Source organism: Actinomadura formosensis NBRC 14204, from assembly GCF_001552155.1.
GTDB classification, from domain to species: domain Bacteria; phylum Actinomycetota; class Actinomycetes; order Streptosporangiales; family Streptosporangiaceae; genus Spirillospora; species Spirillospora formosensis.
The window spans coordinates 1-13,830 of sequence record NZ_BCQQ01000062.1 but is presented as its reverse complement, the minus strand read 5'-3'; the positions used below and the strand labels follow the sequence as shown (position 1 = coordinate 13,830).

The following is a 13,830-nucleotide window of genomic DNA, read 5'->3' as shown; positions in this document are numbered from 1 at the left end:
CTGGATGCTCAGCGGCCGCGGCGCACCCGCAGATAGTCGCTCACCACGTACTCGCCGAGCCGTTCGGCGTCGGGCGCGAACACCCGGCCGCCGTTGCGCCGCGCGACCTCCTCCACGAACGACACGAGCCGCCGGTCCTCGGCGAGCATGAAGAAGTTCATGCAGGCGCCGCGCCGCGTCATCTTGTCGACCTCGGCGAGGGTGAGCACGAGCGTGTCGGTGGACGGCGGGTAGTCGAACAGCGAGCGGCCGTCCGGGCGCAGGTGCGCGGTCGGCTCCCCGTCGGTGACGACCAGGACGATCGGCTCGAAGTCGGGGTGCCGGTCCAGATGCCGTCCCGCGATCATCAGCGCGTGGTGCAGGTTGGTGCCCTGCACCATGTCCCAGTCGAGACCGGCCATCTCCTCGGGGTGCAGCACCCGCGCGTAGTTGGAGAACCCGATGATCTGGATCGCGTCCTGCGGGAACTTGCTGGTCACGAGCGTGTGCAGGGCGAGGGTGGTCTGCTTGGCGACGGCCCACGTTCCGCGCAGCACCATCGAGTACGACAGGTCGACCAGCAGGCAGACGGCCGCGCCGGTGCGCCGCTCGGTCTCGTGCACCTCGAAGTCGTCCACGCCCAGCTTCACCCCGCCGGACGGCACCCCGGCGGGCCGCGGCACGCCGGTGATCTCGGTGACGTCGGCCGTGCCCGGCTCGGCGGCCTGCGCCGCCGCCGGACGGGGCACGAGCCCCGCGCCGCCTTCCATCGCGCCGCGGCGGATCGCGTTGCTCACCGTCCGGACGACGTCGAGCGGCTGCTCGTCCCCGAACCGCCACTCCCGGCTCGCCCCGGTCAGCTCCCCGGCCTGGCCCGCGTCCCGCTGGTCGTGGTCGCCCTGCCGGCCGGAGGTGAGCTGGGAGAACACCCGGCGCAGCGCGGTCTCGCCGAGCCGCCGCACCGCCTTCGGGGTCAGCTCCAGCTTGCCGCGGTTGCGCCGCAGGTAGCCCTGGCGTTCCAGTTCCTTCTCGACGCGGCGCAGCGCCTCCAGGTCGTCGACGGCCTGCCGGCCGAGCGCCCGCCGGACGGCGTCCTCGTCGATGTCGTCGAGCCGCGCACCCGGATAGTCCTGGCCGAGCGCCGCCTCCAGTTCGCTCAGGTCGGCCAGTTCCGCGAGCGCGGTCGTGGCGTCGCCCATGCCGAGCGGGTCGTCGCCGGTCATCTGCTCGGGCCGGCCCCAGCCGAGGTCGGGACGGCGGGCACGCAGCGCGTCCCCGAGCCGGGTCATCTCCATGGCGAGGCCCGCGTCCTGCATGGCCTGCTCCATCAGCCCGGCCAGCTCGGCGCGCTGCTCCGGGCTGAGCGAGGCGAGCAGCCGGTCCATCGCGGCGGCGCGGCGGGCGAGGGAGTCGACCAGTTCCTCCAGGTCCTGCGGATCGTCGGGGAACATGTCCCCGTACTGGTCCATGAACCGGTCGAAGTCGTCCTGGGTGTGCTCGCCGCGTGCGTCGCGTTCCAGCATCTCGTTGAGCGCGGCCATCATGTCCTTGACCCGCCGCATGGCGGCCGGGTCCTGGTTCTCCAGGGCCTGCTTCATGCCCTGGAACTGCGCGTCCAGCACTTCGCCGCGCAGCAGGTCCTTCAGCTGCTCGAAGGTGCGGCGGGCCGCGCCGGAACGCCAGTCGTAGTCCGACAGCCGGCGGATCGCCTGGGAGGTGTCGGACGGCAGCGTGTCCAGCTCCGCCTCGCGCAGCCGCGCGTCATCGCCCGGATCGGGGAACAGCTCGGCCCGTTCCTGCCCGATCGCGGTGTCCAGCAGCGCGCGGGCCCGCTCCAGCGTGCCGTCCAGCCGGCCCCGGTCGCGCACCGCGCGGCGCCGCTCGCGCACCTGGCGGAGCATGTCGTCGAGCCCGCGGTGGCCCTGCGCGCCCGGCAGGCCGCGGCGCAGCAGCTCGCGCAGCGCGTCGTCCGGGCGGGTGCCGTCCAGCACCGCGTCGCCCACCGCGTCCAGGGCGTCGCGGACGTCATAGGGCGGGGCGAGCGGGTCGGGCCCGTCCTCGTAGGCCCCGTAGCGATATCGGCTCATCGAACCTCCTTGCGCGTGGAGACCGCGCGTCCGGGCATCAGGTCCGGTAGGTGGCCGTCCCGTCGGAGCGTCCCTCGGCGACGTCCTTGGAGAGCCGCCGGGTGAGGAACAGCCCCTCCAGGGCGAACTCCAGCGCGGCCGCGGCCTGCCCGGGGGACTCCCCGCTCAGGCCGAGCCGTTCCATGATCTTGGCGAGGCCGGGGACCCGGCCGACGCGGCGCAGCAGCTCGGTCGCCGAGACCAGCTCGCCCGACTCGACGCGCTCGCCGGAGTCGAACTTGTCGAGCAGCCCGGACAGGTCGACGGGGCCCAGCGTCCGCCGGTAGGTTTCGGCGGTCGCGCGGCGCAGCAGATGCTCCAGCACCTCCTGCTCGCGGCCCTCTTCGCTGACCTCGAACTCCACCTTGCCCATCAGCGACGGCACGATCGCGGGCAGGTCGCAGACCCGCGCGACCGCGTGCTCCTCGCCGGTGATCGCGGCGCGGCGCACCGCGCCCGCCGCGACGGTCTCCGCGCCCGCGAGCGCGAACCGCGCCGACACGCCGGACCGCGCGTCCACCGCCGTCGAGTCCCGGACGAGCCGGGTGAACCGCCCGATCACCTCGATCAGGTGCTCGGGCACTTCGGCGGGCAGCCCGGCGAGGTCGGCGAAGTCGGACTCCTGCTTGATCAGCGCCAGCTCGGCGTCCAGTTCGAGGGGATAGTGGGTGCGGATCTCGGCGCCGAACCGGTCCTTCAGCGGGGTGATGATCCGGCCGCGGTTGGTGTAGTCCTCCGGGTTGGCGGACGCGACGAGCAGCACGTCCAGCGGCAGCCGCAGCGCATAGCCGCGGATCTGCACGTCCCGCTCCTCCAGCACGTTCAGCAGCGCCACCTGGATCCGCTCGGCGAGGTCGGGCAGCTCGTTGATGGAGAAGATGCCGCGGTTGGTGCGCGGGACGAGCCCGAAGTGCACGGTCTCCGGGTCGCCGAGCGTGCGGCCCTCGGCCACCTTGATCGGGTCGACGTCGCCGATGAGGTCGCCGACGCTCGTGTCGGGTGTGGCGAGCTTTTCGCCGTACCGGTCGTCGCGGTGCCGCCATTCGACCGGCAGGTCGTCGGCGAGCTCGGCGGCCAGCCGGCGGCAGCGCACGCACACCGGCGCGTACGGGTGGTCGTTGATCTCGCAGCCGGCGACCACCGGAGTCCACTCGTCCAGCAGCCCGGTGAGGGTGCGGATCAGCCGCGTCTTGCCCTGCCCGCGTTCGCCCAGCAGCACCAGGTCGTGCCCGGCGAGCAGGGCGCGCTCCAGGTGCGGCAGGACGGTGTCGTCGAACCCGAGGATGCCGGGGAAGCGCGGCTCGCCGGATCTCAGCCGGGCGAGCAGGTTCCGGCGGATCTCGGCCTTCACGGAGAGCCGGACGTGACCCGCGGTGCGCAGTTCGCCCAGAGTGGATTCACGTGGTGTGGATGGACGCACGCGATCGACACTACGTCGCCGGTGCGCCGAATCGCACCCTCCGGCCGCGGATTCGTGTGCGCCCGGAATTTCGCCCGTCTTGCCAGTTTTGCCGGTTTTCGACCCGTCTTGCCGGTGTTTGGGTGGACGGCGTACCGCAGGGGAGACTGGAAGTGTGAACGCAGCCGGTGAACGCAGTGAGGGAGGCGGTGCCGATGGCGCGATTCGGTGATGGCCTGGCCCTCGGACCCGATCTGTCCAGCGCCGCCACGTCGGCGGTCGAGCAGGCGCTCGCCCCGCTCAGCGCGGCGCCCGATCTGGTGTGCGTGTTCGTCACCGGGGACGACCCCGACGAGATCGAGGCGGCGGTGCTGGCCGCGGAGCAGGCGGCCGGGCCCACGATGCTGCTCGGCTGCAGCGCGTCCGGGGTGATCGGCGCCGGCCGCGGGGTGGAGGAGCGCGGCGCGGTCAGCGCGTGGGCGGCGGTGCTGCCGGGCGCGCGACTCGACGCGTTCCGGCTGGAGGCGCTCAAGGCCGACGACCGCCTCATCGTGGTCGGCATGCCGGAGGGGCAGGACGACGACGTCGTCGGCGTGCTGCTGGCCGACCCGTACACCTTCCCGATCGACGCGTTCGTCGAACGGTCCGACGAGGCACTGCCGGGGCTGCCGCTGGTCGGCGGGCTCGCCGAGGGCAGTGGCGCCGCCGAGGGCGGGCGCGGCGAGGCGCGGCTGTTCGTCGGCGGCGAGATCTACCGGGACGGCGCGGTCGGCGTGGTCATCGGCGGGCCCGTCGCCGCCGCCACGGTGGTCAGCCAGGGTGCCCGCCCGATCGGGCCCGACATGGTGGTGACGAAGGCGGAGGAGAACGTCCTCTACGAGCTGGCGGGCGTCCCCGCGCTGGAGAAGCTGGAGCAGATCGTCCTCGGGCTGCCGGAGGAGGAGCAGGAGCTCGCCGGCCGCGGCCTGCTGATCGGCGTCGCGATGGACGAGTACGCCCACGAGCACGAGCGCGGCGACTTCCTCGTCCGCGGGGTGGTGGGCGCCGACACCGACAGCGGCGCCATCGCGATCGGCGACGTGGTGGACGTGGGCCGCACCGTCCGGTTCCAGGTCCGGGACGCGGGCGCCGCCGAGGAGGACCTCACCGCGCTGCTGGAGCGGTTCGATCTCGTGCCGGTCGAGGGTGCGCTGCTGTTCTCCTGCAACGGGCGCGGGCAGGCGATGTTCCCCGACTCCGACCATGACGCGAAGGTCCTCGACCGCGCGTTCGGCCCGGCCGGGGTGGGCGGGTTCTTCGCCGCCGGCGAGATCGGCCCGGTCGCCGGGCGCAACCATGTGCACGGATACACCGCATCCATCCTCGCGTTCGGCCGGGCCGGGGACGCTTCTTGAGCGCGTCCCCCGTCCTCGCCGTGGACATCGGCGGGACGAAGCTCGCCGCCGCACTGGTCGATCCCCGCGGGTGCGTCACCGCCTCCGGCCGCGTCCCGACCCCGAACCGGCCGGGTGTGGACGGTGAGGAGCTGTGGCGGGCGCTGGAGGCGCTGCTCGGCGATCTCGTCGCGGGCGCCGGTGACCCGCCGCTCGCGGGCGTCGGGGTGGGCTGCGGCGGGCCGATGACATGGCCCGCCGCCGAGGTGTCCCCGCTGAACATCCCGGCGTGGCGGGGCTTCCCGCTGCGGGAGCGGCTCCGCGCCCGGCACCCCGGCCTGCCCGTCCGCATCCACAACGACGCGATCTGCGTGGCGGTGGCGGAGCACTGGCTCGGTGCGGGACGCGGGCACGGCAACGTCCTCGGCATGGTCGTGTCGACGGGCGTCGGCGGCGGACTCATCCTCGGCGGGCACCTGGTCAACGGCGCCAGCGGCAACGCCGGGCACATCGGGCACATCGTCGTCGAGCCGGACGGGCCGCCGTGCGGCTGCGGCGGCCGCGGCTGCCTGGAGGCGATCGCGCGCGGCCCGGCGCTGGTCGCCTGGGCGCGGGAACAGGGCTGGCGGCCCGGCGCCCGCGGCGCGACCGGTGTCGAACTGGCCGCCGACGCCCGCCGCGGCGATCCGGTCGCCGGTGCGGCGCTGCGCCGCGCCGGCCGCGCGATCGGCATCGCGATCGCGTCGGCGACGCACCTGTGCGATCTGGAGATCGCCGCGATCGGCGGCGGCCTCTCCCAGGCGGGCCCGCTGCTGTTCGACCCGCTGGAGGAGGCGTTCCGCACGCACGCCCGGATGGAGTTCGCGCGCCGCACCCGCATCGTCCCCGCCGCCCTCGGCCAGCAGGCCGGGCTCGTCGGCGCCGCCGCCCTCGTGCACGCCCAGGACCGCTACTGGAGTGCGGGGTGAGCGCGGCGGGTGCGAGGATCGGGGAATGCAGGATCCACGCATGACCTCCGTCACCGTCGACGACGTCCGCGCCGCCCGCGAGCTGCTCCGCGCGGTGGCCGTCACCACCCCCCTCCTCGCCTCCCGGGTCCTGTCCGAGCAGATCGGCGGCCCGGTCCTGCTGAAGTGCGAGAACCTGCAGCGCACCGGCTCGTTCAAGACCCGCGGCGCGTACGTGCGGATCGCCCGGCTGAGCGAGGCCGAGCGGGCCGGCGGCGTCGTCGCCGCCAGCGCCGGCAACCACGCCCAGGGAGTCGCGCTCGCCGCGTCCATGCTCGGCTGCAAGGCCACCGTGTTCATGCCGGTCGGCGCCCCGCTCCCGAAGATCGCCGCGACCCGGGGCTACGGGGCCGAGGTCGTGTTCCCCGGCCCGACCGTGGACGACTGCCTCATCGCCGCGCAGAAGCACGCGGACGAGTGCGGTGCCGTGTTCATCCATCCGTTCGACCATCCCGACGTCGTCGCCGGGCAGGGCACGATCGGGCTGGAGATCCTGGAGCAGTGCCCGGACGTCCGGACGATCGTCGCGCCGGTCGGCGGGGGCGGCCTGATGTCCGGCGTCGCGGCGGCGGCGAAGGGCGCGGTGCGGGAGACCGGTGACCGGGAGATCAAGCTGCTCGGCGTGCAGGCCAAGCGCGCGGCGGCCTTCCCGGTCTCGCTCGCGGCCGGGAGGCCCACGCAGGTCGAGATCGAGCCGACCATGGCGGACGGGATCGCGGTCGGCCGTCCCGGCGAGCTGACCTACGCGATGTTCACCGAACTGGTCGACGCCGTCGTGACGGTGACCGAGGAGTCCATCTCGCAGGCGCTGCTGCTCTGCCTCGAACGCGCCAAGCAGGTCGTCGAGCCCGCCGGCGCGGCCGGGGTCGCGGCGCTGCTGGAGCACTCGTACGCGGTCGAGCCGCCCGTGGTGGTGCTGCTGTCGGGCGGCAACATCGACCCGCTGCTGCTGTCGAAGGTGCTGAGGCACGGGCTCGCGGGCGCCGGACGGTACCTCGTCGTCCGCTGCCGGCTGAAGGACCGTCCGGGCGCCCTCGTGACCCTGCTCGGCGAACTCGCCGACCTGGGCGTCAACGTCCTGGACGTGATGCACGAGCGCGTCGCGGCCCGGCTGCACGTCGAGGAGGCCGAAGTCCTCATGCACCTGGAGACGCGCGGCGCCGACCACTCCGAAGACGTGATCGGACGCCTGCGCGAGAAGGGCTACACCCTCACCCTGAGCTGACCGTCACAGGGACGGCTTGCCCTCGGAGTAGAGCCACGCCTTGGCCCAGTCGTCCAGGTCCTTGTGCGAGAGACGCTCGGCGAAGCGGACGAAGTCCGCCGTCGACGCGTTGCCGTAGCGGTAGGCGGCCGGCCACTCCTTCAGCAGCCGGTGGAAGGCCGCGTCGCCGATCGTCTTGCGCAGGACGTGGACGGCCATCGCGCCGCGGTCGTAGACGAGCCCGTCGAAGATGTGGTCACGGCCCGGGTCGGCGACCTGTCCCTTCCACAGGCCGTCGCCCGCCGGGGTCGCGTACACCTCGTCGAAGCTCTGCTGGACGGGTGTGCCGTCGGCGTGCTCCGCCCACAGCCATTCGGAGTACGTCGCGAAGCCCTCGTTCAGCCAGATGTCGGCCCACTTCGCCGGCGACACCGCGTCCCCGAACCACTGGTGACCCAGCTCGTGTGCGAGGAGCCCGGCGCGCGGGATGGCGCCCGGCCGGCGTCCGAGGTCGTACACCGGACGGCCCTGCGTCTCCAGCGCGTAGCCGACGCCCGCCTTGACCACGATCCCGCCCGTCGAGGTGAACGGGTAGCGGCCGTAGACCGACGACTGGAAGTCGGTGACCTCACCGGTCTGGTCGTGGAACTTCTTCGCGTCGTCCGGCTTGATGGCCATCGCGTGGTCGGTGGCCGTCAGGTTCGGGATGCCCGACTCGGTCCGCCCGGCGCGGACGTCGTACCTGCCGATCGCGAGCATGGCGAGTTCGCTGGCCATCGGGTTGCGGACGTCCCAGCGCGTGGTCGTCCAGCCCCGCAGGGTCCGCTTGCCGCGCAGGTCGCCGTTGGCGAGCGTGGTCAGGCCCTGGGGCGCGGTGAGCGTGAACGTGTACGTCGCCTTGTCGGTCGGGTGGTCGTTCACCGGGTAGACGGTGGCGGCGCCGAACGGCTGGTTCAGCATCACCGCGCCGTCGGGCGTCGGCACCCAGCCGGACGTGCCCAGCGTCGCGTCGTCGATCGTCTGCGGGACGCCCGAGTACGCGACCGTCACCGTGAAGGTCCGGTCCTTCCGCAGCCCCGTGCGCGGAGTGATCACGAGCTCCTGGGCGCCGGTCCGCGTGTAGGACGCCCCGTGCCCGTCCACCCGCAGCGAGGAGATCTTCAGCGGCCCGAGGAAGTCCAGGTTGAACCGGGACAGGTTCTGCGTCGCCCGTGCCCTGATCTTGGTGACGGCCTGGATCCCCTTGGTGCCGGGGTCGTATTTCAGGCCGATGTCGTAGTGGGCGACGTCGTAGCCGCCGTTGCCCATGTCGGGGAAGTAGGGATCGCCGGCGCCGGGCGCGCCGGGGGTGAACGTCGCGGTGGTGGCGCCCGCGGGCGCGGCGGTCACCGCCAGGCTCGCGGTGACGCCCAGCGACACGGCGGCCAGGACTCGTGGTGCTCTGCTCATCGACCTCGTCCTCGGTTACCTCGGTAAGCCGTCACTACCGTGATCAAGACTTTCCTGTTGAGCCGGGTCGGTACAAGCGCGATTTGGTATCGAATTTGTTCGACCGAAAGCTTTTCGTGACCCGCGGCCACCGAGGACGGACGATCAGACGGTCATTTGGCCGGACGGCCCCTCTTATACAGCCAGGCGTCGAAGAAGCCGTCGAGGTTCTTGCCCGACACCTTGTTCGCCAGCGCGATGAACTGTTCCGTCGTCCCGCTGGAGTGCCGGCGCTCCTTCGTCCACGCCTGGAGGATCCGGTAGAAGGCGGCCTCGCCGACCCGGCCGCGCAGCGCGACGAGCGTCATGCCGCCCCGGTCGTACACCGAGCGGCCGAACATCTGCCTGCGTCCCGGATTGCCCGGCGGGACGTCCCACAGCTCCCGTCCGCCCAGCGAGCCGTACGCCTCGTCGAAGTGCTCCTGGACGGTCTGGCCGCCGGACTTCTCGTCCCACAGCCACTCGGCGTAGGTCGCGAACCCCTCGTTCAGCCAGATGTCCTGCCACCGGGTGAGGCCGACGCTGTCGCCGAACCACTGGTGCGCGAGCTCGTGCGCGACGATCGTCGGCTGCAGGCCGAACGCCCCGTACACCGGGCGGGTCTGCGTCTCCAGCGCGAAACCGACGTCGGCGTTGTCGATCAGCCCGCCGGTGGAGGAGAACGGGTACGGGCCGAACAGCTTCGACCACTGCTCGGTGATGTCGGCGTTCAGCCGGTGGAACTGGTCGAGGTCCACGGCGGGCACCGACGGGTCGACCGCGGTGATGACCGGGACGCCGCTCGGCGTCTTGCCCGTCCGCACCCCGAACCGGCCGACGTCGACCGTCGCCAGATAGGTGGACATCGGGCTCTTGACGCGCCACTTCGACGTCGTCATGCCGCGCTGCGCGACGGGGACGATCCCCGGGCCGTCCGTGGCCGGGCCTCCGGTGGGCGGCGTGCCCGGCGGCAGCGGCGTCCCGCCTCCGGTCCCCTCCAGCGGTGTCTCGGGCTCCCCGTTGGCGATCACCGTCAGCCCCTGCGGGACCGTGATCTCGAAGTCGAACGTGGCCTTGTCGCTCGGATGGTCGTTGCTCGGGAACCAGGTGTGCGCGCCGCTCGGCTGGCACGCCACGAACACGCCGTCGGAGGTGCGGATCCAGCCGTACCGGCCGAGCACCGGGTCGGACACCGGCCGCGGCGTCCCCGAATACTCGATCACCGCGGTGAACTTCGCGCCCTTGCGCAGGGGCTTGGCCGGGGCGACCTCCAGTTCGCTGCCGCCACGCTGCTGCCGCGCCGGCCGGCCGTCGACCTTGATGGACGTGACGTCCAGGCCGGTCAGGTCCAGGTTGAAGCGGGCGAGCTGCTCGGTCGCGGTCGCGGTGATCGTCGCGGTGCCGGCGAGCTGGTTCGCGCCGTCCGGGGTGATGGTGAGCTTCAGCCCGTAGTGCTGGACGTCGTAACCGCCGTTGCCGTCACCCGGCACGTAGGCGTCGCCCGCGGTCGTCGGTCCCGCCGGCCCGGTCACCGCGCCCTTCGGCGATTCGCCGGGGCCGTTCGGGTCGTCGTCGCCGAGGGGGACCTGGCAGGCCGCGGTCAGCGAACCCGCGACGGCGAGGGCGGCCAGCCCCGCGACACCACGGACGGCCCGCGGACCGTGCGGGCGGGGACTGGGGAGGTTTCCGGCCATATGCACCCGCCCAGCCTGCCCGGACCGAGCCCCGCGGGCAACTCGGATGCCGGCCGGCTCCCGGGTCAGCGGTAGTCGTAGGGGTTGGGGAGCCGGGGGTCGGCGGTGACGACCACGGTGTGCGCCACCTTGCAGTGGAGGGCCTGCTTACGCGGGTCCCAGAGGATCCACGCGATGTCGATAAGGCCGATGCAGCCGCAAATGCCGCCCAGGACGCCGTAGAACGCCGCGCGTCCGAGGGCCTGGCCGTTGGTGATCGCCTGCCCGTTGTCGTCGCGGACGACGCGGATGCGCAGCAGCATCTTGCCGAGCGTCTGCCCCCACTTGGCGTGCATCAGCCAGAAGTAGAGGAACGCCAGGACGATGCTGATCGCGTTCGTTCCCACCTGGGCGCCGCTGTACATCGAAGTGCCGGGCTCCGGGTTGATGACGCGGTTCCAGTTGACGAACGGGATCGAGATGAGGCCCGTCACGATCCCGATGATGATCAGGTCGATGACACCGGCGCCCAGCCGCGCCCAGCGTCCGGCGAGCACGGCGGAGGGAGCGCCGTATCCGGGCTGACCTCCGTACGGCTGCTGCCCATAGGGCTGCCCGTAAGGCTGCTGCTGCCCGTAAGGGGGTTCGCCGTAGGACGGCCAGCCGCCGTAGGGCTGCCCTTCGTGCGGTCCCGGCCGGTTCTCCTCCGGCTCTCCCCCGGACGCGGGGTCTCTCGGCGGTTGCGTCATGTCGTCAAGGTGGCCATGCCGCCGCCGTCCAAACCTCGCCGCGCCCGGGAGGACAGAAATGCTCACCCGCGGGTGATCAGAACTTGCCGGGGTCGCCAGGGCCGGGCGCGGGGGCGTACGGGTTCGGCGTCCAGGGCGTCGCCTTCACCACCATCGTCTTGGCCACCTTGTCGTGCAGGGACTGGCGCCGCTCGTCCCACAGGATCCAGGCGTTGTCGATCAGGCCGACGAGCCCGAGGATGCCGGCGGCGGGCGTCAGGAAGTTGAGTACGACCGTGACGATGGTGATGGCGTACACGAACGCCTGCCTGGCGATCGCCTGACCCCACGTCACCGCGGAGTAGTCGGCGGCCTTCACCAGCCGGATGCCGAACGCCTTCTTGCCGAGCGTCTGGCCCCATTTGGCGTGCAGGACGGTGAAGTACGCGAAGCCCAGCACGAAGACGATCAGATACCCGGTCAGCAGCCGCGGGATGTTGTACAGCTCCAGCGGGTCGGTGATCGGCTCGCCGGACGAGACGGACTCCTCCATCTTGTCCCAGCGGATGGAGAACAGCGCGGCCGGCACGGCGGCGATGCTGAGGAGGACGCTGTCCAGGATGGCGGCGCCGAGGCGGGCGGGGCGGCCGGCCACCGCGTCCTGCGGGCCGCCGGGGACGCCGTAGCCGGGCAGCGGCGGCGCCATGGGCAGGGGACCTCCCGGCCGGCCGTACCCGGCCGCGGGCGGGGGACCGCCGTAACTGCCCTGGTACGGCGGCGGACGTTCGGGTGAGGCGGGCGCCTCGGCGGCGGGCGCCTCGGCGGCGGGGGCCTCCTGGGCGGGGGTGTCCCGGCCGGTGACCCGGGGGTCGGGGGCCTGCCATTCGCCGTCCGGGGGCCGGGGGGTGTGGGGCGGTTCGCTCATGCCCCCACAGTGTGCCGGTAACCGGCCGCGGCCGGTGAGCCGGAAGGCGTCCGGCCTCGGACGCGGCCCGCGTCCGAGGCCGGATCCCGGGGTCCGGGCGGGCGTCACAGGTTCCCGCGCCGCTCCTGCTCCCGCTCGATCGCCTCGAACAGGGCCTTGAAGTTGCCCTTGCCGAAGCCCAGCGAGCCGTGCCGCTCGATCAGCTCGAAGAACACGGTCGGCCGGTCCTGGACGGGCTTGGTGAAGATCTGCAGCAGGTAGCCGTCCTCGTCCCGGTCGACGAGGATGCGCCGCTTGCGCAGCTCCTCGATCGGCACCCGCACCTCGCCGATGCGCTCGCGCAGCTCGGGGTCCTCGTAGTACGAGTCGGGGCTCTCCAGGAACTCCACGCCCGCGGCCCGCATCCGGTCGACCGAGGCCAGGATGTCGCCGGTGGCGAGCGCGATGTGCTGGACGCCCGGACCGCCGTAGAACTCCAGATACTCGTCGATCTGCGACTTGCGCCTGCTCTCCGCCGGCTCGTTCAGCGGGAACTTCACCTTGCGGGTGCCGTCCGCGACGACCTTGGACATCAGCGCCGAGTACTCGGTCGCGATGTCGTCGCCGACGAACTCCGCCATGTCGGTGAAGCCCATGACCCGGTGGTAGTAGTCGGCCCACTCGTCCATGCGCTCGACGTTGCCGACGCAGTGGTCGACGGCCTGGAAGAACCGCTTCTGCGGCGGCTCCACGATCGGGCCGGCCGGCTCGAACCCCGGCAGGTAGGGGCCGGTGTAGTGGGCGCGGTCGACCAGCGAGTGCCGCGTCTCGCCGTAGGTGGCGATCGCCGCGATGGTCACCTTGCCGTGCTCGTCCTCCAGGACGTGCGGCTCCTCCAGGCCCGTGGCCCCGTTCGCGAGCGCGTGCCGGTAGGCGTGCTCCACGTCGGGGACCTCGATCGCGAGGTCGACCACCCCGTCACCGTGCTCGGCGATGTGCCGGCCGATCTCGGTGCCCGCCTTCACCGGGCCGCGGAACACGAACCGGGCGCTGCCCGACTCCAGCACGTGCACCGCCTCGTCGGGGCTGCCGTTCTCCGGGCCCCGGTAGGCGACCCTGCGCATCCCGAACGCGGTCGAGTAGTAGTGGGCGGCCTGTGCGGCGTTGCCGACGGCGAAGACGACTGCGTCCATACCCTTGACCGGAAACTCATCCATGCCACCCAATCTCGACATACGGCTACAAGCTGCGCAAGAGCGGCGTAAAATGCTGAACAATCTGTACAGTAGACGTTGGCAGGGACCCGTATTCCGGTACAACGTGACCACGGTCACGGGAGGTGGCGTGGCGATCGACGACCTGGACGCCCGGCTGATCGAGATGTTCGCCGCCGAACCGCGGGTCGGCGTCCTGGAGGCGTCCCGGCGGCTCGGCGTCGCGCGCGGCACCGTCCAGGCGCGGCTCGACCGGCTGGCCCGCGACGGCGTCGTGTCCGGCTTCGGCCCGGAGATCGACCCGGCGGCCCTCGGCTACGGCGTGACCGCGTTCGTCACCCTGCAACTGCGCCAGGCCGGCGGGCACGACCCGGTCGCCGCCCGCCTCGCGCAGGTCCCCGAGGTGATCGAGGCCCACACCATCACCGGCCCGGGCGACATGCTGTGCCGCGTCGTCGCCCGCAGCAACACCGACCTCCAGCGCGTCATCGACGTGCTCGTGGACGTGGCGGGCGTCGAACGCGCGTCCTCGGTGATCTCCCTCGCCACCCAGATCCCCTACCGCACGCTCCCCCTGGTCAAAGCCGCCGCCACCGGCTAGCACGAAAAAACCGCCGGACGGGCCGAGACCCGTCCGGCGGTTCACTCTTCCGCGGCTACCTCAGCCACGCGACAACCTGAAGGCACGCTGTCTTTAACCCCAGCCGCCCGACAACCCGGGCGTTGCGATCGCGTCCGAAGGCAGGTTCAAGCGGA

At 72.4% G+C, this 13,830-nt stretch carries 11 protein-coding genes; 4 read left to right on the top strand and 7 right to left on the bottom strand.

Going from position 1 to position 13,830, the window contains the following annotated elements; genetic code table 11:
* Positions 1-8 precede the first annotated feature (8 nt).
* Positions 9-2,066 carry a vWA domain-containing protein gene (locus tag AF1_RS17595; RefSeq protein WP_067799909.1) on the bottom strand — a complete coding sequence of 686 codons (2,058 nt, stop codon included), beginning with the start codon at positions 2,064-2,066 and terminating at the stop codon, positions 9-11.
* 37 nt (positions 2,067-2,103) lie between these two features.
* The gene (locus AF1_RS17590; protein WP_174548861.1) at positions 2,104-3,525 is read right to left on the bottom strand and encodes a sigma 54-interacting transcriptional regulator; all 1,422 of its coding nucleotides are present in this window, start codon (positions 3,523-3,525) and stop codon (positions 2,104-2,106) included.
* Positions 3,526-3,719: 194 nt separating this feature from the next.
* Here AF1_RS17590 and AF1_RS17585 point away from each other — a divergent pair, with 194 nt between their 5' ends.
* The 3 genes from AF1_RS17585 to ilvA are packed head-to-tail and all read left to right on the top strand — an operon-like array spanning position 3,720 to position 7,109.
* Positions 3,720-4,898 carry an FIST signal transduction protein gene (locus tag AF1_RS17585; protein ID WP_067799906.1) on the top strand — a complete coding sequence of 393 codons (1,179 nt, stop codon included), beginning with the start codon at positions 3,720-3,722 and terminating at the stop codon, positions 4,896-4,898.
* Positions 4,895-5,845 (top strand): ROK family protein, encoded by a 951-nt coding sequence (locus AF1_RS17580; protein WP_067799903.1) that lies wholly within the window; start codon positions 4,895-4,897, stop codon positions 5,843-5,845. Before AF1_RS17585 ends, AF1_RS17580 begins: the two co-directional genes overlap by 4 nt.
* A gap of 40 nt (positions 5,846-5,885) precedes the next feature.
* Positions 5,886-7,109 (top strand): threonine ammonia-lyase, encoded by a 1,224-nt coding sequence (ilvA, locus tag AF1_RS17575; protein WP_067799900.1) that lies wholly within the window; start codon positions 5,886-5,888, stop codon positions 7,107-7,109.
* A 3-nt stretch (positions 7,110-7,112) separates the two neighbouring features.
* Here ilvA and AF1_RS17570 read toward each other — a convergent pair whose 3' ends face one another.
* The 5 genes from AF1_RS17570 to hppD form a co-directional block, all read right to left on the bottom strand.
* Entirely contained in the window at positions 7,113-8,537 is a 1,425-nt protein-coding gene (locus AF1_RS17570) for a M1 family metallopeptidase (protein ID WP_067799897.1), read from the bottom strand.
* Between the two features lie 152 nt (positions 8,538-8,689).
* Entirely contained in the window at positions 8,690-10,249 is a 1,560-nt protein-coding gene (locus AF1_RS17565) for a M1 family metallopeptidase (RefSeq protein WP_067799894.1), read from the bottom strand.
* 65 nt (positions 10,250-10,314) lie between these two features.
* Positions 10,315-10,977, bottom strand: a complete 663-nt coding sequence (locus AF1_RS17560) for an RDD family protein (RefSeq protein WP_084263045.1) — start codon at positions 10,975-10,977, stop codon at positions 10,315-10,317.
* 76 nt (positions 10,978-11,053) lie between these two features.
* On the bottom strand, positions 11,054-11,881 hold the full coding sequence (locus AF1_RS17555; protein WP_067799889.1) for an RDD family protein: 828 nt from the start codon (positions 11,879-11,881) through the stop codon (positions 11,054-11,056).
* Positions 11,882-11,985: 104 nt separating this feature from the next.
* Complete coding sequence (gene hppD / locus AF1_RS17550) at positions 11,986-13,053, bottom strand: 4-hydroxyphenylpyruvate dioxygenase (RefSeq protein WP_242608817.1); 1,068 nt, start codon at positions 13,051-13,053, stop codon at positions 11,986-11,988.
* Positions 13,054-13,204: 151 nt separating this feature from the next.
* Here hppD and AF1_RS17545 point away from each other — a divergent pair, with 151 nt between their 5' ends.
* Positions 13,205-13,675: an Lrp/AsnC family transcriptional regulator gene (locus AF1_RS17545; protein ID WP_207394048.1), complete on the top strand. Its 471-nt coding sequence runs from the start codon at positions 13,205-13,207 to the stop codon at positions 13,673-13,675.
* Positions 13,676-13,830 lie beyond the last annotated feature (155 nt).

Excerpts from the sequence above, each read along its gene's own strand:
- AF1_RS17595 (WP_067799909.1), bottom strand. The coding sequence starts at position 2,066 with ATGAGCCGATATCGCTACGGGGCCTACGAGGACGGGCCCGACCCGCTC.
- AF1_RS17585 (WP_067799906.1), top strand. The coding sequence starts at position 3,720 with ATGGCGCGATTCGGTGATGGCCTGGCCCTCGGACCCGATCTGTCCAGC.
- ilvA (WP_067799900.1), top strand. The coding sequence starts at position 5,886 with ATGACCTCCGTCACCGTCGACGACGTCCGCGCCGCCCGCGAGCTGCTC.
- AF1_RS17570 (WP_067799897.1), bottom strand. The coding sequence starts at position 8,537 with ATGAGCAGAGCACCACGAGTCCTGGCCGCCGTGTCGCTGGGCGTCACC.
- AF1_RS17565 (WP_067799894.1), bottom strand. The coding sequence starts at position 10,249 with ATGGCCGGAAACCTCCCCAGTCCCCGCCCGCACGGTCCGCGGGCCGTC.
- AF1_RS17560 (WP_084263045.1), bottom strand. The coding sequence starts at position 10,977 with ATGACGCAACCGCCGAGAGACCCCGCGTCCGGGGGAGAGCCGGAGGAG.
- AF1_RS17555 (WP_067799889.1), bottom strand. The coding sequence starts at position 11,881 with ATGAGCGAACCGCCCCACACCCCCCGGCCCCCGGACGGCGAATGGCAG.
- hppD (WP_242608817.1), bottom strand. The coding sequence starts at position 13,053 with ATGGACGCAGTCGTCTTCGCCGTCGGCAACGCCGCACAGGCCGCCCAC.